Annotated in this window: 18 protein-coding genes; 9 read left to right on the top strand and 9 right to left on the bottom strand. The window is 68.6% G+C overall.

Going from position 1 to position 20937, the window contains the following annotated elements:
• Window positions 1-29: 29 nt before the first annotated feature.
• The 6 genes from ACFVJS_RS02970 to ACFVJS_RS02945 all read right to left on the bottom strand — a co-directional run bounded on the left by ACFVJS_RS02970 (window position 30) and on the right by ACFVJS_RS02945 (window position 8687).
• Entirely contained in the window at window positions 30-1283 is a 1254-nt protein-coding gene (locus ACFVJS_RS02970) for a hypothetical protein (protein ID WP_378877308.1), read from the bottom strand.
• A 42-nt stretch (window positions 1284-1325) separates the two neighbouring features.
• Entirely contained in the window at window positions 1326-1622 is a 297-nt protein-coding gene (locus ACFVJS_RS02965; protein ID WP_378877306.1) for a flagellar protein FlgN, read from the bottom strand.
• Between the two features lie 120 nt (window positions 1623-1742).
• Complete coding sequence (locus tag ACFVJS_RS02960; protein WP_008356172.1) at window positions 1743-2030, bottom strand: WXG100 family type VII secretion target; 288 nt, start codon at window positions 2028-2030, stop codon at window positions 1743-1745.
• Between the two features lie 303 nt (window positions 2031-2333).
• Window positions 2334-2621 (bottom strand): WXG100 family type VII secretion target, encoded by a 288-nt coding sequence (locus ACFVJS_RS02955; protein ID WP_008356184.1) that lies wholly within the window; start codon window positions 2619-2621, stop codon window positions 2334-2336.
• A 125-nt stretch (window positions 2622-2746) separates the two neighbouring features.
• A complete protein-coding gene (locus ACFVJS_RS02950) occupies window positions 2747-7252 on the bottom strand; it encodes an FtsK/SpoIIIE domain-containing protein (RefSeq protein WP_378877304.1) in 4506 nt (1501 codons plus the stop codon).
• Between the two features lie 64 nt (window positions 7253-7316).
• On the bottom strand, window positions 7317-8687 hold the full coding sequence (locus ACFVJS_RS02945; RefSeq protein ID WP_378877302.1) for an RDD family protein: 1371 nt from the start codon (window positions 8685-8687) through the stop codon (window positions 7317-7319).
• Between the two features lie 113 nt (window positions 8688-8800).
• On the opposite strand from ACFVJS_RS02945, the gene ACFVJS_RS02940 reads away from it, so the two are divergent.
• Window positions 8801-9685: a spermidine synthase gene (locus ACFVJS_RS02940; RefSeq protein WP_378877300.1), complete on the top strand. Its 885-nt coding sequence runs from the start codon at window positions 8801-8803 to the stop codon at window positions 9683-9685.
• Between the two features lie 194 nt (window positions 9686-9879).
• Entirely contained in the window at window positions 9880-10050 is a 171-nt protein-coding gene (locus ACFVJS_RS02935) for a hypothetical protein (RefSeq protein WP_378877298.1), read from the top strand.
• Between the two features lie 174 nt (window positions 10051-10224).
• On the opposite strand, the gene ACFVJS_RS02930 is transcribed toward ACFVJS_RS02935, so the two are convergent.
• Window positions 10225-11721 carry an amidohydrolase gene (locus ACFVJS_RS02930; RefSeq protein ID WP_378877296.1) on the bottom strand — a complete coding sequence of 499 codons (1497 nt, stop codon included), beginning with the start codon at window positions 11719-11721 and terminating at the stop codon, window positions 10225-10227.
• Between the two features lie 67 nt (window positions 11722-11788).
• Window positions 11789-13351 (bottom strand): helicase HerA-like domain-containing protein, encoded by a 1563-nt coding sequence (locus ACFVJS_RS02925; RefSeq protein ID WP_378877294.1) that lies wholly within the window; start codon window positions 13349-13351, stop codon window positions 11789-11791.
• A 50-nt stretch (window positions 13352-13401) separates the two neighbouring features.
• Between ACFVJS_RS02925 and ACFVJS_RS02920 the strand changes: the two genes are divergently transcribed.
• Both ACFVJS_RS02920 and ACFVJS_RS02915 read left to right on the top strand, forming a co-directional pair.
• Window positions 13402-13695: a type II toxin-antitoxin system VapB family antitoxin gene (locus ACFVJS_RS02920; RefSeq protein WP_008356154.1), complete on the top strand. Its 294-nt coding sequence runs from the start codon at window positions 13402-13404 to the stop codon at window positions 13693-13695.
• A gap of 27 nt (window positions 13696-13722) precedes the next feature.
• Window positions 13723-14238 (top strand): LytR C-terminal domain-containing protein, encoded by a 516-nt coding sequence (locus ACFVJS_RS02915; RefSeq protein ID WP_378877293.1) that lies wholly within the window; start codon window positions 13723-13725, stop codon window positions 14236-14238.
• 12 nt (window positions 14239-14250) lie between these two features.
• Here ACFVJS_RS02915 and ACFVJS_RS02910 read toward each other — a convergent pair whose 3' ends face one another.
• On the bottom strand, window positions 14251-15741 hold the full coding sequence (locus ACFVJS_RS02910; RefSeq protein ID WP_378877292.1) for a potassium/proton antiporter: 1491 nt from the start codon (window positions 15739-15741) through the stop codon (window positions 14251-14253).
• 109 nt (window positions 15742-15850) lie between these two features.
• On the opposite strand from ACFVJS_RS02910, the gene ACFVJS_RS02905 reads away from it, so the two are divergent.
• From ACFVJS_RS02905 to ACFVJS_RS02885, 5 genes are all read left to right on the top strand, one after another.
• Window positions 15851-16969, top strand: coding sequence for an aminotransferase class I/II-fold pyridoxal phosphate-dependent enzyme (locus ACFVJS_RS02905; protein ID WP_378877291.1), 1119 nt, complete (start codon window positions 15851-15853; stop codon window positions 16967-16969).
• 95 nt (window positions 16970-17064) lie between these two features.
• Window positions 17065-17427: a hypothetical protein gene (locus ACFVJS_RS02900; RefSeq protein ID WP_378877290.1), complete on the top strand. Its 363-nt coding sequence runs from the start codon at window positions 17065-17067 to the stop codon at window positions 17425-17427.
• Window positions 17424-18305 carry a hypothetical protein gene (locus tag ACFVJS_RS02895; protein WP_378877289.1) on the top strand — a complete coding sequence of 294 codons (882 nt, stop codon included), beginning with the start codon at window positions 17424-17426 and terminating at the stop codon, window positions 18303-18305. Before ACFVJS_RS02900 ends, ACFVJS_RS02895 begins: the two co-directional genes overlap by 4 nt.
• Window positions 18302-19642, top strand: a complete 1341-nt coding sequence (locus ACFVJS_RS02890; RefSeq protein WP_378877288.1) for a hypothetical protein — start codon at window positions 18302-18304, stop codon at window positions 19640-19642. The genes ACFVJS_RS02895 and ACFVJS_RS02890 overlap by 4 nt, the downstream gene beginning before the upstream one ends.
• Window positions 19643-19801: 159 nt before the next feature.
• Complete coding sequence (locus tag ACFVJS_RS02885) at window positions 19802-20893, top strand: hypothetical protein (protein WP_378877287.1); 1092 nt, start codon at window positions 19802-19804, stop codon at window positions 20891-20893.
• Window positions 20894-20937 lie beyond the last annotated feature (44 nt).

The raw sequence follows: 20937 nt of genomic DNA, 5'->3' as shown, positions 1-20937 counted from the left end.
CCTCTGAAACTCTTTCGCAGTCGAATGGCCTAGAAGCTAACCCACGCAGGAATGCCAGGAATCTTGACCTCGGGAATATCAATCGGAATCGGATCGAAATGATCAGTCCCCTGAGTGAGTTTACCAACGTTACCGACGGTACCGAGGCTGGTGCCGATCTGCTGCAAATGGAACTCTGCTTTTGTCAGGCCGCGAAACTCGCCCAAGCCAGCTTTGAGTGCGTCATAGTTTCCGATGTACATCTTCAAGTTATCCGTGCGAAAGTTCTTGGCGTTTTTACCAATCAACTGCTCGAGCATCTCGGATCCACTTCTGATCCCCAACGCATCCTTTGCCCGAGCCGCCTTAGTCAGATCCCCGATGGGCCCCTTTGCCATCGCACCCCAAACCTTGGATCCTGCCTTTCCGACATCACTGCCCCGTCGAGCGCCAATGTTGAGCAGGTGCCCAAGCTTGGTTACATTGCTCAATTTTGTGACAGGAATGATGCCCAGGGCATCCAGGCCGAGTTGGCCCAGACTCTGTTGTCCGTACGCGAACTTGATGCACGACAGACCGAAGGCAAGCAGAGCAAGAATGGCGGCCAGTGCGCCAAGGCCGGTGCAGAAGATCGCAACCACGGCGATAATCAGGGCCGCCCACGTGAGAACCTCATAGGCCGCGTTGATGAAGTCCCCGATGTTGTCCCAGGTACTATCTTCGATAGCCCCCGCGAGTCCGTCTGAGATGCCGTTAACGGCCTCATCGAAGCCGTCCTCCCACACGTCGTACCAGGTGTCGAAGCGCTCGGCCTCGTCTTCCCAGTTGTCGTAGGCTTCCTTCTTCGCCTTGTTCTCGGCCGCCTCTTCCTTGTCCGTATCGCCGATTCCGAGGAAGCCACCGTCATCCTCGGTCATGCTGTCGTCCTTGTCACCTGGCAGGGCCTCGTACGTGTCCCAGAGATCGCTGCAAGTCGAGGCCGACCTGTCGATGATCGGCTTGTAGGTCTCCAGCATCTCGCCGTACTTGACAATCACAGGGCCTACCGGCTTGTAGAGGTCAGCGGCCTCTTCGAGAACCTTGTAGGAGTCACCGATGGTCTCCTGGAGTTTCTCAATGGCCTTACCCTGTTGCTCACCACCGGCGAAGGTGTTCTCCTTGATGGCCCGCAGCGTGTCTGCGGCCGTGTCCATCTTCTTGCCAAGCTCTTCGATCTTGGTCCCACGCGCAATGATCCCCGAGGGTGATCCCTCGACCGTCTTGATCTCGCGCCCCTTCGGGGAATTCGGCATTCCACCGAACATGAGCTGTCCTTTCCGCCAGGAGAGATTTACGAACTAGGTGTTCTATTTGGACTCGAACTGAAGGGCAGTCTCGCTGTCCCAGTTCTCGATCCCGTCGATGACACCTTTGATGTGCTCGCTGACCTTCTTCAAGCTGTCTTTGAGGTCGTTGCGCTTGTCGTCCCAGCGCTCTTCGAAGTCACACGCTTTGTCGCGCAGTTCGCTCCTGTCGAACGGATCACCGATGTCGGCCTCAAGATCCTCCGAACTGTCGGTGGCGTTCTCGAACTCATCGACGATCGAGTCCAACGATCTTTTGACCGTCTCGAGTTCGACGATCTTGATCAGAATGTCCGCCATGGCACGCACCTTTCACGTGGTTGCAGAAGCGCCAGCGGGGATCGTCACCGCAGCGCGTGACCGAGAATGGGAGATGGTGGGCCAGCAGATGCCAGCCCACCATCTGGCAAGCGTTGCGACTCAGCCGCCGGCGAGCTGCGAGTCCAGGTCCTGGATGGCGGTCGCCATGTCACGCAGGGCCTGAGCCATGTCCTCGACACCGGCGATGGCGTCCTTCAGACCCGTCGTCATCTCGGTGTAACCATCCTGGAACTTGCCCGACGCCTTCTCCGTCTTGAACCCGTCCTGAACCAGCTCGTCGACGTAGCCCTGACACTCGTCCAGCGCGGACTCAATGGTGTCCTTGCCCTGGTCGAGCTTGTCGGCGGTGCCGGTCATCTCGTCGTAGGTTGCCCCGAAATCACTCATCGATCATTGCCTTTCCGCAATTTTCATCACACGACACCCCGATGCGGCGTCGTTCGTCACCATCACTCACGCATCACATGGTTGTGAGGCGTGAACCGACGAGCCGACACCGTCATCCCGGGTGTGGTGGTCCGAGATCCGGGCAATCAACGTCGTCGCGGTAGTCCTACCCGCTACGGCCAGTTTTAAACATCTCCGAAAGTAAAGTTTCCGCTGGACCTGTTAGAGGGTCGACACCGCAGCATCTGCCGGAGCCGGGTAGTGGTGGGCCGTTTGCCGGCCCACCATCGTGAACCCTGCGGCTCAGCCGCCGGCGAGCTGCGAGTCCAGATCCTGGATAGCCGTGGCCATGTCGCGCAGGGCCTGAGCCATGTCCTCGACACCAGCGATGGCGTCCTTCAGACCCGTGGTCATCTCGGTGTAGCCGTCCTGGAACTTACCGGACGCCTTCTCCGTCTTGAACCCGTCCTGGACGAGCTCGTCCACATAGCCCTGGCACTCGTCCAGCGCCGACTCGATCGTGTCCTTGCCCTGGTCGAGCTTGTCGGCGGTGCCGGTCATCTCGTCGTAGGTTGCCCCGAAATCAGTCATCGATCCTAGCCTCTCCCGCGATTTCATTGCATGGCGTCCCTGAGAACGCCGCTGGCCACCGTAGGCCACCCTTCACACGGTTGTGAAGAGTAAAAACACCTTCGTTGCCCGATTTATGCAGACGTTCAGACAGAACCCTCGGAGTCGCTCGCCAGCGGCATCTGCATGGTCACCGTGCGGCCGGCCTGGACGAAGATTCCGCGGCCTGCCGGAAAGTCGGTGCGCTTGAGCTTGCCGAACGGAACCTTGAACAGCGTGTCGCCGTCGTAGGTGTCCGGCTTGAGCACGATGCCCTGACGAGCGGCCTTCCATTCGCCCATGACGCCCGAGCCGCCGCCGGCTCGAGTGACGTCGGCGTCGCCGACGAAAAGGTGGTCGGAGTTGTTGATGGCCTGCAGCAGGGCGCGCATCGGACGGTCGGCGGGACCGTCGGCGAGGTGGGTCATGTCCTCGGCGACGATCATGATGCGGCCGGGGAAGGACTCGTCGGCGACGATCTCGGCGAGCTCGGTGACGAGCGCCTTCTCGTCGTCGGGGCGGGTGGCGCTGCGTACCCAGGGTCGGAAGTCGCCCAGGGTGGCGCGACGGCTGCCGAGGTGGAACAGCTTGACCTCGGGGTCGAAGCGCTCGACGGACTCGACGAGGGCCTTGAGGGCGTTCGTCTTACCCGACTGCGGCGGACCGGTGATGATGAACGAGCCGATCGGGTCGAAGCCGCGCGGGGACAGGGTGTCGTCGGCGATACCGAAGACGGGCTGCCCGTTGACCTGGGCCGGCATAGCGCTGCTGGAGATCTTCGTGGGCAGGGCGCCGATCTCGCCGACCTCGGGGACGCCCTGGGCGCGCAGCTGGCCAACGAGCTCGTCGAGGGCCTTGGTCTGCTCGGCGACGTTGGTCGTGCCGCCGAGCACGGCGAGCTGCACCTCGGCCTTGTCGACGACGGCGCGGCCGGGAACCGACTGCTCGTTGAGTACGTCCTTGGGTGCTCCGACGAGGACGTACTGGCTCGGGTCGGAGAGCCGCATGACGACGCGGCGCGGGATGTTCGCGAAGACGGCCGTCGGGACGGACCCGGAACGGTCGGCGGTGATCACCGCGTGGATGCCGAGCGGGCGGCCCTCACCGAGGACCCGCATGAAGGACTGGTAGAACGGCGCGCGGCCGGCGGCGATCTCCCACTCCTTCTTGAACTCGGGGTAGTTGTCGATCAGCAGCAGGATGCGCGGCATCGAGGCGTCGGCGAGCTCACGGTATTCGCTGAGGTTCGCGGCGGAGGCCTTCGCGAACAGCTCCGAGCGGCGGTCCATCTCCCGCTCGAGCGTACGCATCAGCCGCTGCAGACGCTCGGCGTCGTCACCGTCGATGATCGAGCCGACGTGGGGAAGGCGCTCGATGGCACCGAGGGCGCCGGAGGCGAAGTCGAGACCGTAGACCTGGACCGTGCCGAGCTCCGGACGGGCGCCGGCAGCGGTCGCGATCGTCTTGAGCAGCGTCGACTTGCCCGACCCGGACGAGCCGAAGATGAGCAGCGAGCCGTCCCGGTCCGGGGTGAAGTAGATCGCGTTCTGCTGCTGCCGCTCCGGGAGGTCGGCGAGACCCAGCAGGATCTGGCCGTCGCCCTCGAGCGGAAGGTCGCGCATGTCGACGACCGTCGCGAGGTCGTCCAGCCACGGTCGCCGCGGCGCCGGCAGCCCGGCGGCGTCGGCCGCACGGATCAGCGTGGTCACGACGCGCTTCTGGTCGTTCGGGCCGAGGTCCTCGTCGTGCGAGTCGCTCTCCGGCGGACGCTCGGGCTCCCACTCGGTGATCGAACCGAACTTGAGCTCGGCCACCTTCACGTCGGCGGTGACGACCTCGTCGTTGCGGGTCCAGCCACCGGCGTACGCGGACTGGAACGGGGTCAGGCGACCCGGACCGGTCTTCGCGATGCCGCGGCCGGGCAGGGACGGCGGGAAGGACGCGGCCACCGGGTCGTCGACGACGTCCTTGGAGTCGCTCTCGTCGGCCATGCGCAGGGCGACGCGGAGGTTGGTGTTGGCCCGCAGGTTGTCCTTGATGACACCGGCCGGCCGCTGGGTCGCCATGATCAGGTGGATGCCGAGCGAACGGCCTCGCTGGGCGATGTCGACGACACCGTCGACGAACTCCGGCACCTCACCGGCCAGAGCCGCGAACTCGTCGATGACCAGCACCAGCGCGGGCGGGCACTCCGGGTCCTGGCGCTTCTCCAGCTCGAGAAGGTCCTTGGCCTTCTTACGGTTGAACAGGTGCTCGCGGTAGTGCAGCTCGGCACGGAGCGAGGTCAGCGCACGTCGCACCAGGTGAGGCGACAGGTCGGTCACCAGACCCACGCAGTGCGGCAGGTCGACACAGTCGGCGAAGGCCGAGCCACCCTTGTAGTCGACGAAGAGGAAGGTCACCCGGTCGGGCGAGTGGGCCGAGGCGATGCCGAGCACCCACGCCTGGAGGAACTCGGACTTACCGGCACCGGTGGTGCCGCCGACGAGGGCGTGCGGACCCTGCGTACGCAGGTCGAGCGTCATCGCGTCCGAGGCTCCCTGACCGATGATGGCGCGGAGGTTTCCGGCCTTCTTCAGCCGCGGCCGCGGCCGGTCGGAGCGGTCGATGATCGAGTTGTTCTGCCGCCAGCGCTCGATGACCGAGTGCGGATCCTCGGCGACCTCGTTGCCCACCAGGGACAGGAAGCCGACCGAGTTCGGCAGGTCGGAGGAGTCGTGGACGACGGTGCTGGCGTCCACGACCGGCGCGAGCCGCTTGGCGAACATGTCCATGTAGGCGTTCGAGACGCCCTCGACGTTGACGCCCTCGTAGAGGTCACCGTTGCGGACCAGGCCGACGGTCGCGTTCTCCAAGCCCTCGCTGACGTCCAGGTAGCTGCGGCACACCGCCGGCAGCGCCTCGACGGTGGAGGACATGAAGACGGCGTGTACGCCGACATCGGCCCCGCGCTCGAGGACCTGCACCAGGCGGGCACGATCCACCGGAGCGTCGTTGGTGACGAAGACGATGATGGAGACCTGCACCCGCGCGTTGGTCTCCTCGCCGGCCCGAGCGACGTCGGTGCCGTACTGCATCGGGTTCCACTTCTCCGGGAACGGGCCGCGGTGCTCAGCGGTCCTTCCGGCGCGCATGATGTATTCCTCGAGCGCGCTGAGCAGTGCGTTGGCCGTCGGCGCGGAGTCGGCCAGCGGCATGTCCTTGAAGCGGTTGGTCTCGGAGGTGGTGTGCGGAAGCCACTTGAGCCACTCGAACTCCTCGACCCAGTCGGGGTCGGCGAAGGCGACGGTGACGACCTCGTTGGGAGCGTGCAGACCGAAGAGCTGCACCGCGATCCCGCGCATCGCGTCGGCCGCGGGCCCGGCCGGGCCCGCGACACCGACGGAGCCCACCGCGGGCAGCGACTCCAGCAGCGGTACGTCATCGACGTACTTGTAGCGCTCCTTCAGCCGCTCGACGCGCTCGATGAACTCGGGCAGGCCGTTCTGGGTGTCGCGCTCGGCGATCGAGTTGCGCGACAGCGCGCGGGTGGTGCCGAGACGTACGGCCAGGAAGTTCCAGTGCTCGGGACGCCGGGTCCACAGCCGCGGGCCGAGCTGCATCGCCTGCTCGAAGACCTCCGCGACCGCGGGGACCTCCTCGTTGCGAGCCAGCTCCTCCTCGGGCTTGCTGCGGTAGAAGATCTCTTCCAGCTTCTCGAACTGTCGCTCGAAGAGCTCGATCTCGTGGTCCTGCTTCGCACCGGCCTGGCGGTGCTGGTTGATGTAGTTGCCGACCGCCATCATCGGGGTCATCACCACCAGCAGCAGCGCCCGGGCGCGGCCGGTCATCGCGTAGATCGAGAGCGCCATGATGACCGGCGCGATCAGCACGAACCACGGGAACAGCTTCTTCTGCATCTCGGTCGGCATCCACGGCGGCGGGTGCTCGGTGCCGGGGTAGCGGACGTCGACCCGCGGGCTGCGGTTGAAGAGCAGGCCGCCACCACGCTCGAGGACCGGGTCCTCGACGGCGGAGAGGAAGTCGGCCGAGAGCTGCATGACCAGCGTGGTGCTGCCGATGATGACGGGCGTGTCCGGCGCCAGGCGTACGCGGGAGACCTGGGTGCCGTCGACGACGACGCCGTTGGCGGAGTTGAGGTCGACCAGCTCCACCGAGCGGTCCACCTCGATGCGGGCATGACGCTTGGAGACCATCGGGTCGGCCAGGACGATGTCGTTCTCGGGCCCACGACCGATCGAGGCGTGGCCGGTGACCAGCGGGAACGCCTGACCACGCACGGGCCCGTCGATCGCGCGCAGCACGCCGACGCTCTTGCGCCGCGAGCCGGTGGCCTCGTGATCCGGTCCCAGGTTGACCACCGCGGCGGCGAACCCGGACCCGATCGGAGCCTCGCCGATGGGGATGTCGTGCTGGAGCGGCTCCATCCGCTCCGCCGTCGGCGGTGCCACCGCCAGGGTCAAGACGTCGTGCTCACCCGCGATGATCGAACGAGCCGGGTCGGCGTCGGCGATGTGCCGAGCGACGTCACCAGCGGTGGCCGTGGAGTCAGCCGTGACGATCACATCCGCAGGCGCGACACCGGGCCGGTGCAGAGTGAGCTTGACCTTCATCCTTCGTTCCCCTCGTCAACGTGCTGAAAAGACCATGCAGAAAGATGGTGCGGGTGGGCCGCGGTCACCCGCGTCGCACCAGGGCCGAGCGGTCGCCGAACCGGATCATCGCGCCGACCGGGGCCAGCACCGGCTCCCAGGCCTTCAGCCGCCGGGTGGCACCTTCGTGGATCACCACGGTGCCGTTGGTGGAGCCTCGGTCGGTGACCTCGACGCCGTCACCGCTGGGACGCAGCGAGAGATGGGTCTTGGAGACCGACACGTCGATGATCGAGACCGTACGCGCCCCCAGAGTGTTCTCCGTCAGGGCGGGGTCGCGACCGACCAGCACCAGACCGGAGACCGGGATCCGCTCGCCGGAGTCGACCTTGAGCATGATCCCGCGCGGCTGCGCCTGCGCGGGGGGCTGCTGGCCGCCGGTGGTCGTCGGTGGCGGGGTTGGCACCGGGGTTGGCACCGGGGTCGGAGCCGGGGTCGGGATCGGGGTCGGAGTGGGACTCGTGTGAGGAGTCGGAGTCGGGTGTGGCGTGGGCGTCGGGGTGGGAGGCGGCGGAGGAACCGTCTGGCTCTGGCCGGGCGTCGCACCGCGAGAGGGCGGGATCGTCGGCGCCACCGGCTTCGGGGCGACGGGGCCCGAGGGCGGGGTCGCGAGCGCACCACCGGGGGACGCACCGGGCTCGTCGCGCTTCGCCTTCGGGCGGGATACGCCGAGCACACCGGCGCTGACCCGGCCCGCGGGCCGGTAGCTGCCGGCGTCGTGGTCGTTGGGCGTGCTGAGCGAGGGCAGCGACTTCCGCTCCGCGACGGGCGCTGCGGCGACCGTCTTCCGGGCGATGCGCATCCGCTTCTCGTCGTAGGGGTCGAGGCCCTCCCGGACGTCGACCATCCAGATCTCGGCGGCCTTGTCGTGCCAGCCGCGGCTCCGCTTCTCCTTGTCGAACAGCGGCGAGGCCAGGAAGGCGATCGGTGCGATCGGGATGATCCCGGAGCCCCACAGCACGAGGGCACGGAGGAACGCGCGGCCGATGCCGGGGCGCTCGAGCGTCTTGACGTTGATCGAGCGGATCCCGGCGATGGACTTGCCCAGCGTGACGCCCCGACGACCGTGGAAGACGATCTGGAGGATCACGTAGATCAGCGTCAGCAGCACGGTCGCGCCACCCGCGATCGCGGCCAGCGTGAAGTCGGGGTGGCTCAGGAACCGGGCGAAGCCGAACTTGCCCTGGGCCAGCTTGAGCAGCAGCGGAAGCGTGAAGACGAGATACGGGACCTGCAGGACCATGTAGCAGACGATGTCGACGGCGGCGGCGACCGCCCGACGGCCAAGCGGCGCGTCCTTCAGCCCGAGCGAGGCAGCGTAGGCCGGATCCGGCTTGCCGTCGGCGGTGAGACCTTCGATCCGGTCGTCATTTTCGGCGACCTCCCATATCTCCACCGCAAGAACTCCTCACGCCCGATGTCCGAGTAATTTCGGCGCTGACCCAGCAACGCCAGAAGGCTACCGGAATGTCCCGGCTCGGGCGCGATGGTGTCTGGGAGGATCGACGTATGTCAACACCCGCCGGGCCATCCGGAAGCCGCGAGCGCATCGTCTTCTCCGACGGCAGCACCGCCGACCTCGTACGCAAGGAGGACGGCTGGGTCATCGACATCAACGGCGTCGCGCAGTCCCATCTCGGTGACGCCGCGCAGCCGCCGAAGCTCGCCTCGATCCGGTGGATGCTCGCGGCACTCGGAGACCAGGCGCCGCAGACGGTCGCTCACCTCGGCGGTGCCCTGCTCGCACTCCCCCGTGCGGTCGCCCACCGGTGGCCCTCGGCCCGGCAGACGGTCGTGGAGCTGGAGCCCGCCCTGGTCGAGCTCACCAGGTCACGGTTCCCCCTGCCCGCCGGGATCACCATGGAGACCGCCGAGGCACGCTCATGGCTCGAGGCTCACCCCGGAGCGGAGCTCGACGCCGTCGTCATCGACATCTTCGTCGGCAATCGGATCCCGCCGGCGTTCACGTCGCTGGAGTGCATGACCGCGGCACGCAGCGCGCTGCGCGAGGGCGGACGACTGATCCTGAACTCCGTCGCCGGCCCCGAGCTGCTGTTCACCCGTCGCGAGCTCGCGACGCTGCGTACGGCCTTCGAGCATGTCGCGATGATCGTGCAGGGGTCCGCGCTCGCGGGCGCGCGGTTCGGCAACGCCACGTTGATCGCCTCGGACTCGCCGATCGACACCGAGGCGATCCGCTCGGCGCTCGCCGGCGACCCGTCGAAGGGAGCGCTGGTGACCGACCTCGACCCGATCATCGACGGCGCCGGCCCGGTCGGCGATGCCGACCAGCTCTGGTCCCCGGAGCCGAACCTGCCCGACGCGAGCGCGGCGCTGCGTCTCCTCGAGCACGCCCGCAAGGCCGTCGACACGCTGAAGACCCCCGCCGACTGACCGTTCCGTCATCTTTGTCTAGCGAGATTCGGCCCTATCGCCCGGCAGATACCGCGACAGGCATCGTCAGCCATTTCTTTTACCGAAACCGGCTTGTAACGTTCAAACAACCTGCACGCGACCTGCGCGCGGGATGCTTGATGAGCACGACAAACCACGATGCACACCATCTATCCGTTGTAGGGGGGACCTCGATGGAAACACTCACCGCGACCGAGCCTGAGGCGACCAGCATCGCCAAGCAGCGCAGCCTCAAGTTCCGGCACGCCAGCGCCCTGACCAAGCTCATGGACGAGCGACAGGACCTGCGCGGTGTTCACGTGTTCGCCGACTTCGTCGACGACTCGGTGCGCTGGTCCGCGTGACCGGCAACTGATTGGGGGGATCCACGATCCCGTTGCGTGAGGCCCGGCCGACGATGGCCGGGCCTTCGCGATTTCCGAGCCGGGCACGGAGCTTGCTCCGGGCCAACGCGAGGAGGTCGAGCGAGCGCAGCGGATGAGCTTGCGAACCCGCGAAGCGGGTCGAGACCTACACCCTCACCTTCGGTGGACGATCCGCCCGCCGACCACGGTCGCCGTGACGCCCCCGTGGGCGATGGCCGCGAGCTCCTCGACCGAGGCGCGGAGCGGGTCGACCTCGAGCACGGCCAGGTCGCCGCGGGATCCGGGCGCGACCGTGGGCTGACCGTCGACCGACGCGGCGAGCGCCTCCTGGGCGGTCAGCGCCTGCTCCGGGTGCCAGGGTTCCTTCCCGTCGCGTGAGCGACCGACCGCGGCGGCGATGGCCAGCCACGGGTCGAGCGGCGCGACCGGAGCATCCGACCCCAGCGCGAGGCGTACGCCCTCCTCGAGCATCCAGCGGGTCGCGAAGCAGCGCTCCTCCCGCCCCGGCCAGACGTCCTCGGTCATCTCGCGGTCGTCGAGGATGTGCGCCGGCTGCACAGAGGCGGTGATCCCGAGCCGGGCCATCAGCGGCAGATCCTCACGCCGTACGAGCTGCGCGTGCTCGATGCTCCCGCGCGCCCCCGTGGCCGCGTACGCCGCCAGCGCCTCGGAAACAGCGCGGTCACCGATCGCGTGGGTGGCCACCTCGAGCCCGGCCGCGTGAGCCTTCCCGAGGAGACCCTTCAGCTCGTCGGGCGACTGGTTGGGCGCCCCGCAGCTGTCCGGGTCGTCGGCGTAGGGGTCGCAGCACCAGGCCGTGCGCGTGCCGAGGGAGCCGTCGCTGATGATCTTCAGCGGCCCCATCGTCAGTCGGTCCTCGCCCGCGATCAGCGGGTCACCGGTGTGCAGACCGGAGGCGATCGCCTCGTCGAGCTGGTCGGCGTACGTCGCGACCCTGATCCGGACCAGGTCGCAGCCGGCAGCCCATCGCGAGCGCCAGTCGTCGAGCCGGAGACCGACCTCGAAGTCGGTCATCCCGACCACACCGAGCGCGGCGGTCCGGGTCAGCATCCGGCGGTAGGCCGCCGGGGTGCTGCCGTTGCTCTCGAAGAGCTCCGCGACCCGCGGGTAGGCCTGGTACCACTCCGTCTCCTGCACCATGTCCTCGCGGCGCGGCAGGTCGAGGGCGTCGAGGGCGGCGGTGTTCAACCAGGCGTGGTGGAAGTCGTGGTTGACCAGGATCGCGGGCGTGCTGCCGGTGACCGAGTCGAGCTCGGAGACGGTGCCCCAGCGGTCCCAGGTGCCGGCCGAGTGGCCCATCCCGACGATTGCCTCGCCCGGCTCACCGTCGAGCGTGCTCGCCGCCGCAGCCACCCGAGCCAGCGCCTCCGCCGGCGAGCGGGTGCCGTGCAGATCGAGCCTGCTGGCCCGCAGCGTCCACTGGCCGAGGTGGGTGTGGGCGTCCCACAGTCCCGGCACGAGCCAGCGGCCACCCGCGTCGTACGCCTCGACGCCGGCCGGCCGGGACAGGCTCTCTCCGACCGCCGACACGAGACCGTCGGTGACGAGGACGTCGACCACTCCGGTGGGCACGGCTGCCCGAGGTGAGAGCGGAACGATGCGTACGTTCCGGAGAAGCAGGTCGGGCATGAGCAGACGATAAAGATTCCGCCCATGCCCGAGCCAATCAGGCTGATCGATCAGCAGGGGCGCGGGCTCAGCGGCGCTTGAAGAGTCCCTTGACGAGCTCCCTGGCTGCCGTGCGCGCGGCCTGCTTGAACGCGGTCGACTTCACCACCGTCTCGATCATCGAGTCGTCATCGTCCCGCGACCGAGATCGCGAACCCGAGGGCTTCTTCGCGGCGGCCTTCTTGGCCGCCTTCTCCTCGGCCTCGGCCTGCTCGGCGGCTTTCGCCGCAGCCGCCGCGGCCTCCGTCTTCACCGCGATCTGGTCGGCGGCGGACTCGACCTCGACGGCCGTGGAGTACTTCGGCGCCAGCGGCGAGGACGCCACCGCAGCCTCCATCGCCGCCGCCTCCGCCGGGCCCATCAGTGACTCGGGCGCGCGCAGCCGGGTCCAGGCGACCGGCGTCGGCGCACCGCGCTCGTTCATGACGGTCACGATCGCCTCACCGATACCGAGCGTCTGGATGACCGCGCCGAGGTCGTCGTAGGAGGAGGTCGGGTAGGTGTTGACGCTCGCCTTGAGCGCCTTGGCGTCGTTGGGCGTCGCGACCCGGAGCTGGTGCTGGATGCGCGAGCCGAGCTGACCGAGCACGTCCTCGGGTACGTCGGTCGGCTTCTGGGTCACGAAGAAGACGCCCACGCCCTTGGACCGGATCAGCCGGACCGTGTTGGTGATCTGGTCGAGGAACGCGTCCGAGGCGTCGTTGAAGAGCAGGTGGGCCTCGTCGAAGAAGAAGACGAGCTTCGGCTTGTCGGCGTCACCGACCTCGGGAAGCGCCCGGAAGAGCTCGGCGAGCAGCCACATCAGGAAGGTCGAGAAGATCGCCGGTCGGTCCTGCAGGTTGGGGAGCTCGAGCAGCGAGATGATCCCGGCGTCGCCGTCGTTGCGTACGAAATCCGTGACCGCGAAGGCCGGCTCGCCGAAGAACTCGTCCGCGCCCTGGTCGGCGAAGGCGATGAGCGTACGCAGGATCACCCCCGTCGTCGCGGACGAGAGGCCGCCCAGGCCCTTGAGATCGGCCTTGCCCTCGTCGGAGACCAGCCACTGCAGGACCGCCCGCAGGTCATCGAGCCCGACCAGCTTCAGACCGGCCTTCTCGGCGTAGTGGAAGACGAGGCCGAGCGAGGACTCCTGTGTCTCGTTGAGGCCCAACACCTTGGAGAGGAGAGTCGGCCCGAAGGCGTCGACCGTCACCCGGACCGGGATGCCGGTGCCCTCGCCGCCGAGGGCGAAGTATTCGACCGGGAACCCGCGGCCCTGCCAGTCCTGTCCGACGGAGGCCGCTCGTGCGGTCAGCTTCTCGCTCGACTCACCCGGCGCGGAGAGACCGGAGAGGTCACCCTTGATGTCAGCGGCGAACACCGGGACCCCGGCTGCGGAGAGCTGCTCGGCCAGCAGCTGCAGGGTCTTCGTCTTTCCTGTGCCGGTCGCACCGGCGACCAGGCCATGCCTGTTCAGCATCCCCAAAGGAATGCGGATCGGCGTCTCCGTCAACGTCTCAGCGTCCGCCATCAGCCCCCCGAGCTCGAGGGCCGAACCCTCGAATTGGTAGCCGGGCCCGACCGCTTCTGAGAGAGCAGCAGCATCCGTCATGACGAGGACTCTATGTTGGTATTTGGTCGCGGGGCGATACAGTCACGAGGGTGATCTTCAAGCGTGTCGGCGATTCTCGCCCCTACCCTGACCATGGTCTGACGACCAAGGGGTGGGCTGCGCTGCCTCCTCGGACGGTCCGTCTCGACGAGCTGGTGACCACGAAGGACACCCTCCAGCTGGTCGCTCTGCTCAACGAGGACTCGACATTCTTCGGCGACCTCTTCGCCCATGTCGTGGAGTGGAACGGCGAGCTCTACCTCGAGGACGGGCTCCACCGGGCGCTCCGCGCGGCGCTCCAGCAGCGCAACGTGCTCCACGCCCGCGTGCACACCCTCGGCTGATCTCTCCGAGCGGTTAGGCTCGGCATCATGCTCGATTCGGCCCTCACGGGACTTCGTACGTTCATCATCCTCGCCGTCCTCGCGGCCGCGGTCGCGCTGGCCGGCGCGTGGGGATGGAAGGCGATGACCGCGCCCTTCCCGCAGAAGGTGGATGTCGGGCCGTGCGTGGACACTCCGGTCAAGAAGGGCTCCGAGGTCTACCCCTCGCAGGTGGTCGTCTCCGTGCTCAACGCGAGCACCCGCGCCGGGCTCGCCACCCGGGCGATGACGGACCTCGTCGACGAGGGCTTCGTCAAGGGTCGGACCGGCAACGCTCCCAGCGGCACCAAGCTGAGGACCGTCGAGGTGTGGACACCCGACAAGGACGCCCCCTCCGCTGCCCTCGTCGCGAGCTGGCTCGGCGACGCGAAGATCGTCGAGAAGAAGACCGACATCCCCGGCATCATCGTGGTCACCGGCGAGAACTTCCCCGACGTCGGCGGCGGCGACAAGACCATCACGGCCAAGGCCGACGCCACGATCTGCAGCCCTCCCGTGGAGTAGGGGGCGTCCTCATCAGCGCAGCCAGCCGGCCAGGCGGCCCTTCCTGCTGACCATCTCGAGGCGACGTTCGGCCTGTTCACGCAGGTGCCGGGGCACGACGACCAAGACGACATCGCGGGCGCGGAGCACGGTGGTGCTCTCCGGCACCAGGGTCTGTCCGTCGCGGATCAGCAGCGACACCGACGAGCCCGTGGGCAGGCGGAGCTCACCGACCTCGACACCGTGGAGCCGCGACTCGCGCGGGATCCGGAGCTGGATCAGGTCGGCCGCGATCTGCTCCAGCGGCGCGACGTCCAGGTCGAGGGATCGCGGGTCGTTGGGGCGGGCGACCGAGAGCACCCGCGCGACCCAGGGAAGCGTCGGACCGGTCAGCAGCGTGTAGACGACCACCATCACGAAGACCAGGTCGAAGAGCTCCTCGGCGCCGTCGACGCCCTCGGCCAGCGGGATCGTGGTGAGCACGACCGGCACGGCACCGCGCAGCCCCGCCCAGGAGACGAACGCCGTCTCGCGCCACGACATCCGGGACACCAGCGTGCTGACCAGCACCGATGCCGGCCGGGCGAGGAAGGTCAGGATCAATCCGGCGGCAAGGGCGAGGCCGATCGTCTCGAGGTCGATACGTCCCGGGGAGAGCAGCAGCCCCAGCATCACGAAGAGCCCGATCTGGGCCAGCCAGGCCACGCCTTCGGCGAACGATCTGGTGGCGCCGCGGTGGGGCAGGTCGGTGTTGCCGAGCACGAGTGCGGCCACGTAGATCGCCGCGAACCCGGACCCGTGCAGCCAGGACGAGCCGCCATAGGCGAGGAAGGCCAGCGTCAGCACGGCCAGCGGGTAGAGACCGGCGGAGGGCAGCGCGGCCCTGCGCATCAGCCACGCACCGCCGAACCCGACGATCAGGCCGATCACGATGCCCAGCAGCAGCTCGCCGACCACGATCCCGGCCACGACGACCGGATGGTTCTCGCCGATCGCACCGCTGGCGATGAGCGTCACGATCACCACGGTCGGGGCGTCGTTGAGCCCCGACTCCGCCTCGAGGACGCCGGTCAGGCGCTTGGGCAGCGGCACCACCCGTAGCACCGAGAACACCGCCGCCGCGTCGGTCGGCGACGTCACCGCTCCCAGCAGGAACGCGAGCTGCCATGGAAGCCCGAGCAGATAGTGCGCGCCCACGGCGACGATCCCGATCGAGACCACCACGCCGACCGTGGCCAGCATCAGGCCGAGGCCGAAGGAGGGACGTACGTCCTTCCACGACGTCGTCAGACCACCTTCGGCCAGGATCAGCGCCAGCGCCCCGAAGCCGATCGCGTGCGCGACAGCGGCGTCGTCGAACCGGATCCCGAGCACCGACTCGCCGAGCAGGACCCCCATCAGCAGGTAGATCAGCAGTGACGGCAGGCCCGCCTTCGTCGAGACCCGCACCGCCAGGATCGCCAGGAGCGTGACCAGGGAGCCGATCAGTACGAACATGTCGAGCTGATGGACATCAAAGCTCATGTGCGTCGGGCCCCCCTCCGACCTCTGGGACTGCATCCTAATGTTTGCCCCTATGGACCGTCTGACTGCCGCCCAACGCGCGAACGTGCCTCCTTTTCACGTGATGGACATGCTCGAGCGAGCGGCGCAGCGGCAACGGACGTACGCCGATCTCATCTCGCTCACCTCGGGGCAGCCGTCCACGGGAGCGCCGCAGGCCGTCAGCTCCGAGGCGATCCGGCTGCTGCAGAGCGGTGATCCGCTGGGCTACACGCCGGCGACCGGGATCCTGGAGCTGCGGCAGGCGATCGCCGGACATCACCGGTCCTGGCACGGCATCGACGTCTCCCCTGACGACGTGATCGTCACGACCGGCGCCAGCGGCGGGTTCCTGGCCAGCTTCCTGGCGGCCTTCGACGTCGGCGACAAGGTGGCGATGGCACGGCCGTCCTACCCCTGCTACCGCAACGTGCTCGCCGCCCTCGGCTGTGAGGTCGTGGAGATCCCGACCGGTGCGGCCGAGCGTTTCCAGCCGACCGTCGAGCAGGTGCAGGAGCTGCACGAACGCGTCGGGTTGAAGGGGCTGGTGGTGGCCAGCCCGGCCAACCCGACCGGGACGATGCTGCGGCCGGAGGAGCTCGCCGGGCTGGCGCGCTACTGCGAGGAGGCCGGGATCCAGCTGATCTCGGACGAGATCTACCACGGCCTGACCTACGGCGGGGACGGTAGCCGTGGCCGCAGCGCCTGGGAGACCTCGCGCGATGCCGTCGTCTTCGGCTCGTTCTCGAAGTACTTCTCGATGACCGGGTGGCGCATCGGCTGGTTGCTCGCACCGGCCCATCTGCGGCGCGCGATCGACGTCCTGGTCGGCAACTTCACCATCTGCCCACCGGCGCTCGCCCAGCATGCCGCGGTCGCGGCGTTCACCCCGGACGCCTATGCCGAGCTCGACAGCCACGTGACCCGCTACGCGACCAACCGCGGCGTCCTCCTCGACGGCCTCCGCTCCCTGGGCGTCACCGAGATGGCCCCGGCCGACGGCGCCTTCTACGTCTACGCCGACGTCAGCCGCTGGACCGACGACACCATGGCCTGGTGCCACGAGGTCCTCGACCGCACCGGCGTCGCGATGGCTCCGGGAGTCGACTTCGATCCTGTCGACGGCCACCGCTTCGTACGCCTCTCCTTCGCCGGCTCCGCCGCCGAGATCGAGCAGGGCCTCGACCGCCTCTCCACCGTCGTTCGCTAGGGCTTCGCGGGCGATTTTGAGAAAGTTCAGGATTTTACGTTTAGAAACCGCTCCAGCGGGGTAGGACCATCACAGAGACCTGCCCAAGGAGGGATATGTACGGCGACAGCGACGTGATTCGTCGTCGGGTGAACCGTCTGCGCGAGCAGGCGGACGACATCCGCGCGAGTGCCGACCAGCTGGTGGTGCAGGCCGAGGCCGTGCCCTGGCACGGTCGGGCGGCCCAGTCCCTGCGTGGGCGGATGAAGGAGCGAGCCACCTCGCTGCGCATCGCGGCCGAGCAGCATGACCGCGCGGCCGACACCCTGGCCAAGCACCTCAAGCAGGTCGACCTGTTCAAGGAGCAGATCGCCGAGGCCGAGGCACGCGCCGAGGCGCTGGTCGCCGACGGCAAGCTCAACGGATTCGAGGCCCCCGAGCCGGGCCACAAGGACTGGCTGGAGGTCACCCTTCGATGACCACGATCGACCTGGGCCCCGCTCCGGCGGCGCCGACCGAGCCATGGGCGGGAGTCCCCCGCCGGGTCGGCCTGACCCTTCCCGAGCTCACCCACGCGTGCGAGGCCATCGGGGCGCCGCTGCCGTTCGAGGTCGCGACGCACCGCGAGGAGGGGCTCGACGCCCGGTTGGGGCGCACCCGCTCGGCGAGCGAGGCCGAGGCACTCGCCCGCGCCGTCGCGGGATTCGGTGAGGGCAGCGCCTCGCTGCAGCGACGCGACCTCCTCGACGGCGACGGCACCCTCGACGACGGGATCGCCGGCGCCCTCGGCCTGCTCGCGACTCCGGAGGTCGTCATCGACCTCGACGTCGTCGTCGACGGGCTGCGTGGCCGCGCCTGGCACCGGCAGAAGGGCGAGGCGGCCGCCTCGCTCGCCACCGTGGACGGGCTCGTCTTCGAGCTCTCCTGGTATCCCTCCGCGGCCTGGGCGACCGAGCTCGGGCGCATCGCCACGTTGCCGGGCGACACCGCCCGGCTGACCTCGGCGGTGCCCGACCAGCTCGAGGTCCCCTTCGCGACCGCCGATGCCGTCTTCGAGGCGCTGCGCACCGGACGCGGCGACCTGGTTCCCGTGCTGACCGCCGGCGACGTCGTCGTCTCGAGCGCCCTCGAGGCCCTCTCCAACGAGACCCACGGCCGCCTGCGCGCCGTCGTCGCGACGACCGCCGACCCGGAGCACCCGCTGATCGGCACGGTCTCCTGGACGCTCGTCAACGACGGCTGGCGTTCGATGCGTACGGTGTCGCTCGACGGTGAGCTGACCCTGCTGATCACCAGCGTGGAGCCGTCCGAGCTCGCCGCAGACCTTGCCCCTGTTCTCGCGGAGGTGGCCCGATGAACGATGCCGGAAACAACGCAGCCAACGATCCTGCGAACCGCCTGGGACCCGTCCCCGGCAGTGCCCCCGACTCGGTGGCGCCGGCGACGGGCCCGGAGGACAAGTACGCGCAGATCCTCGGTCTGGCGAGCTCCATCGGCGACGCCGGTGCGCAGCTGCGCGAGTGGGCCGAGCTGGGCGCCGAGATCCTGAACGACGACGACGTCACCGACTCGGCCGAGCTGTCCGCGAAGACCTGGGAGCCGGCCGAGGAGGAGATCCGCGCCGCGATCTCGGAGAAGGGCGGCATCCTCGGGCTCGGTCAGGCTCTCGACGCCGATGCCGTCTCGGTGCGCGCGACGGTGCAGACCTACCGCTGGATCGACGAGCTCCAGGCCGCCGCCCGCCGCTCGCTGGGTGCGATCGCGGCCAACGCCCTCGACTACCTCGCGCCCGAGGTCGAGCTCGGCGGGTCGCTGCTGTCCGCCGGCCTGATCGAGACCGACGCGCTCGACCGTGAGGGCGTCACCGCCTACCTCGGCGAGCTCGCTCAGGGTCACCCCGAGCTGATGGACCACATCGCCACCGGCGGCGGGCTGCTCGAGTCGCTCGAGCTGCGCTCGCTGCTCACCGCCGACTACCCGCGCGGCGACGACACCGCCGCTGCCACCGCGGGCGCCCGGCGCGCCGCAGGCATCGACGCCTTCGCGGCCGACGCCGGACACGCACTGCGCGACGTCGGCGGTGCGCTGACGTCCACCGAGGAGGAGACCCGCGCCGGCGAGGTCACCGCCTCCACGCCGGCCACCATCGAGGAGCTGATCCGCACCCTCGAGGCGACCGAGTCGGGTGTCGCGATCCAGAAGGCGGCCCCCGGCCGCTACATCGCCTACCTCCCTGGCCCCTACGTCGGCAGCCGACGCCTACGGCTCGTCTCCGGGGACCTCTCCGACTACATCGCCACCGCGTCGCAGACCATCGAGGAGGCGGTCGAGCCCGGCTCGCACGTGATGCTCGTCGGTGCCGCGGCAGGGGGCACCGCGGCGGCCGCGATCGCGGCAGCAGCACGGGGTGCGTACGCCGTGGACCAGGTCGTCACCGTGGGCGCTCCGGGCGCGGCAGCGCCGCGGGTTCCGGAGACCACCCGGGTGCTGTCGTTGGAGGACCGCTCCGACCCGGTGGCGCTCCTCGGCGGGCTCATCAACGCGGGCGTCGGACACCGGTTCACGGTCGTCTACGACGGCACCGCGGCGGAGGACAGCCACTACATCGCCGGCGGACGGGCCGCGGACAACGCCAGCCACGACGAGCTGCGCGACGAGATCGGGAGGATCCGCAGCCTGGGATACCTGGCCTAGGCCGTCTATCCCGGATACGCGGCCTGGTATCGCCGGGTTGCCATGAGGATCTGAGTCGATACGGTGTAGGTCGCCCTCTGCGGCATCCCCGGCGGACCGGTGCCCGTCACCGGCTGTTCGATCGCGGTGGGCACTCTGACGCCTACCCGATCGGTCCCAGTGAAGTCCATCGTCATCCACGCCGGCCTCCCCAAGACGGGCACCTCCGCGGTCCAGGCGTTCTTCAGCACCAACGTGGAGAAGCTCGCACGGGCCGGCATCCACTACCCCCAGCACCGTGTCGACAGCAACGGCATCAGCGCCGGCAACGCCGGGTCGCTGATGGAGCGCTCCGGCCACCTGTTCGTGGCCTCGCCGCGAGAGATCGCCGGCACGCTCGCGGACTTCGAGGCCAGCGGCTGTCACACGCTGCTGCTGTCGTCCGAGGCGTTCCTCCCCGAGCTGCCCGGGATCGCCGAGCACATGCCGCCCGAGGCCCGGTTCGTCCTGTACGTCCGTGATCCCCTCGCCTTCCTGGAGTCCGACTACAACCAGCGGGTCAAGCGGCTCCCTCATGTCCACCCGTTCGAGCCGGCGCCGGAGGCGTACGGCGGCTGGCTGGGGCACGAGCACCTCTACCGCGCGCTCGACTCCGAGGCGGTGCGCTCCCGGCTCGTGCTCCGGCCCTATCTTCCTGAGCTCTTCGTCGGCGGCAACCTGCTCACCGACCTGTTCGACACCGCCCGGATCGACACCGCCGAGCTCGGCGACCTCTCTTTGCGGCAGGTCAACCTCTCCTACTCGCTGCACGCGCTCGAGATCAAGCGTGCGCTCAACGTGCTCCCGCTCGGGCCGCAGCTCCAGGAGCGTCTCGACATCCACCTGCAGTCCTGCCCCCTCGGGCCGACGACCTACACCCTGATCCCTCCCGCCGACTACGAACGACTGCGCAAGGTCGCCGACGACGAGCTGCACGCGCTGGCACTGAGGTACGACATCGACTCGCTCGAGCCGATGCGGGAGCTCCTGCGTACGAAGCCGCAGAAGCCCTACCACCCGCAGGCGCTCACGGAGGACGAGGTGGACGCCGTCGTCCGGCACATCGCCACCGTCGGCAAGCGGCTCACCCGCCGGATCGCCCAGATCCTCGCCGAGCACCCCGAGATCGAGCTCGTCTATCCCTCGCTCCGCGACTCGTTCGCTGCCGCTGCCGCCGAGCTGGGCGAGGAGACCGTGGCCGTGGGGCGTCGGCGTTGGTGGTGGCGGAGGTGAGTTGGGATACCCGGTTAACCGGGTATCCCTGCACTTCTCTGGCG

This window comes from Nocardioides sp. NPDC057772 (assembly GCF_042798075.1).
Taxonomy (GTDB): domain Bacteria; phylum Actinomycetota; class Actinomycetes; order Propionibacteriales; family Nocardioidaceae; genus Nocardioides.
The sequence above is the reverse complement of the archived record's forward strand: the minus strand, read 5'-3'. Positions and strand labels throughout refer to the sequence as shown.

Excerpts from the sequence above, each read along its gene's own strand:
- ACFVJS_RS02970 (WP_378877308.1), bottom strand. The coding sequence starts at position 1,283 with ATGTTCGGTGGAATGCCGAATTCCCCGAAGGGGCGCGAGATCAAGACG.
- ACFVJS_RS02965 (WP_378877306.1), bottom strand. The coding sequence starts at position 1,622 with ATGGCGGACATTCTGATCAAGATCGTCGAACTCGAGACGGTCAAAAGA.
- ACFVJS_RS02960 (WP_008356172.1), bottom strand. The coding sequence starts at position 2,030 with ATGAGTGATTTCGGGGCAACCTACGACGAGATGACCGGCACCGCCGAC.
- ACFVJS_RS02955 (WP_008356184.1), bottom strand. The coding sequence starts at position 2,621 with ATGACTGATTTCGGGGCAACCTACGACGAGATGACCGGCACCGCCGAC.
- ACFVJS_RS02950 (WP_378877304.1), bottom strand. The coding sequence starts at position 7,252 with ATGAAGGTCAAGCTCACTCTGCACCGGCCCGGTGTCGCGCCTGCGGAT.
- ACFVJS_RS02940 (WP_378877300.1), top strand. The coding sequence starts at position 8,801 with ATGTCAACACCCGCCGGGCCATCCGGAAGCCGCGAGCGCATCGTCTTC.
- ACFVJS_RS02935 (WP_378877298.1), top strand. The coding sequence starts at position 9,880 with ATGGAAACACTCACCGCGACCGAGCCTGAGGCGACCAGCATCGCCAAG.
- ACFVJS_RS02930 (WP_378877296.1), bottom strand. The coding sequence starts at position 11,721 with ATGCCCGACCTGCTTCTCCGGAACGTACGCATCGTTCCGCTCTCACCT.
- ACFVJS_RS02925 (WP_378877294.1), bottom strand. The coding sequence starts at position 13,351 with ATGACGGATGCTGCTGCTCTCTCAGAAGCGGTCGGGCCCGGCTACCAA.
- ACFVJS_RS02915 (WP_378877293.1), top strand. The coding sequence starts at position 13,723 with ATGCTCGATTCGGCCCTCACGGGACTTCGTACGTTCATCATCCTCGCC.
- ACFVJS_RS02910 (WP_378877292.1), bottom strand. The coding sequence starts at position 15,741 with ATGAGCTTTGATGTCCATCAGCTCGACATGTTCGTACTGATCGGCTCC.
- ACFVJS_RS02905 (WP_378877291.1), top strand. The coding sequence starts at position 15,851 with ATGCTCGAGCGAGCGGCGCAGCGGCAACGGACGTACGCCGATCTCATC.
- ACFVJS_RS02900 (WP_378877290.1), top strand. The coding sequence starts at position 17,065 with ATGTACGGCGACAGCGACGTGATTCGTCGTCGGGTGAACCGTCTGCGC.
- ACFVJS_RS02895 (WP_378877289.1), top strand. The coding sequence starts at position 17,424 with ATGACCACGATCGACCTGGGCCCCGCTCCGGCGGCGCCGACCGAGCCA.
- ACFVJS_RS02890 (WP_378877288.1), top strand. The coding sequence starts at position 18,302 with ATGAACGATGCCGGAAACAACGCAGCCAACGATCCTGCGAACCGCCTG.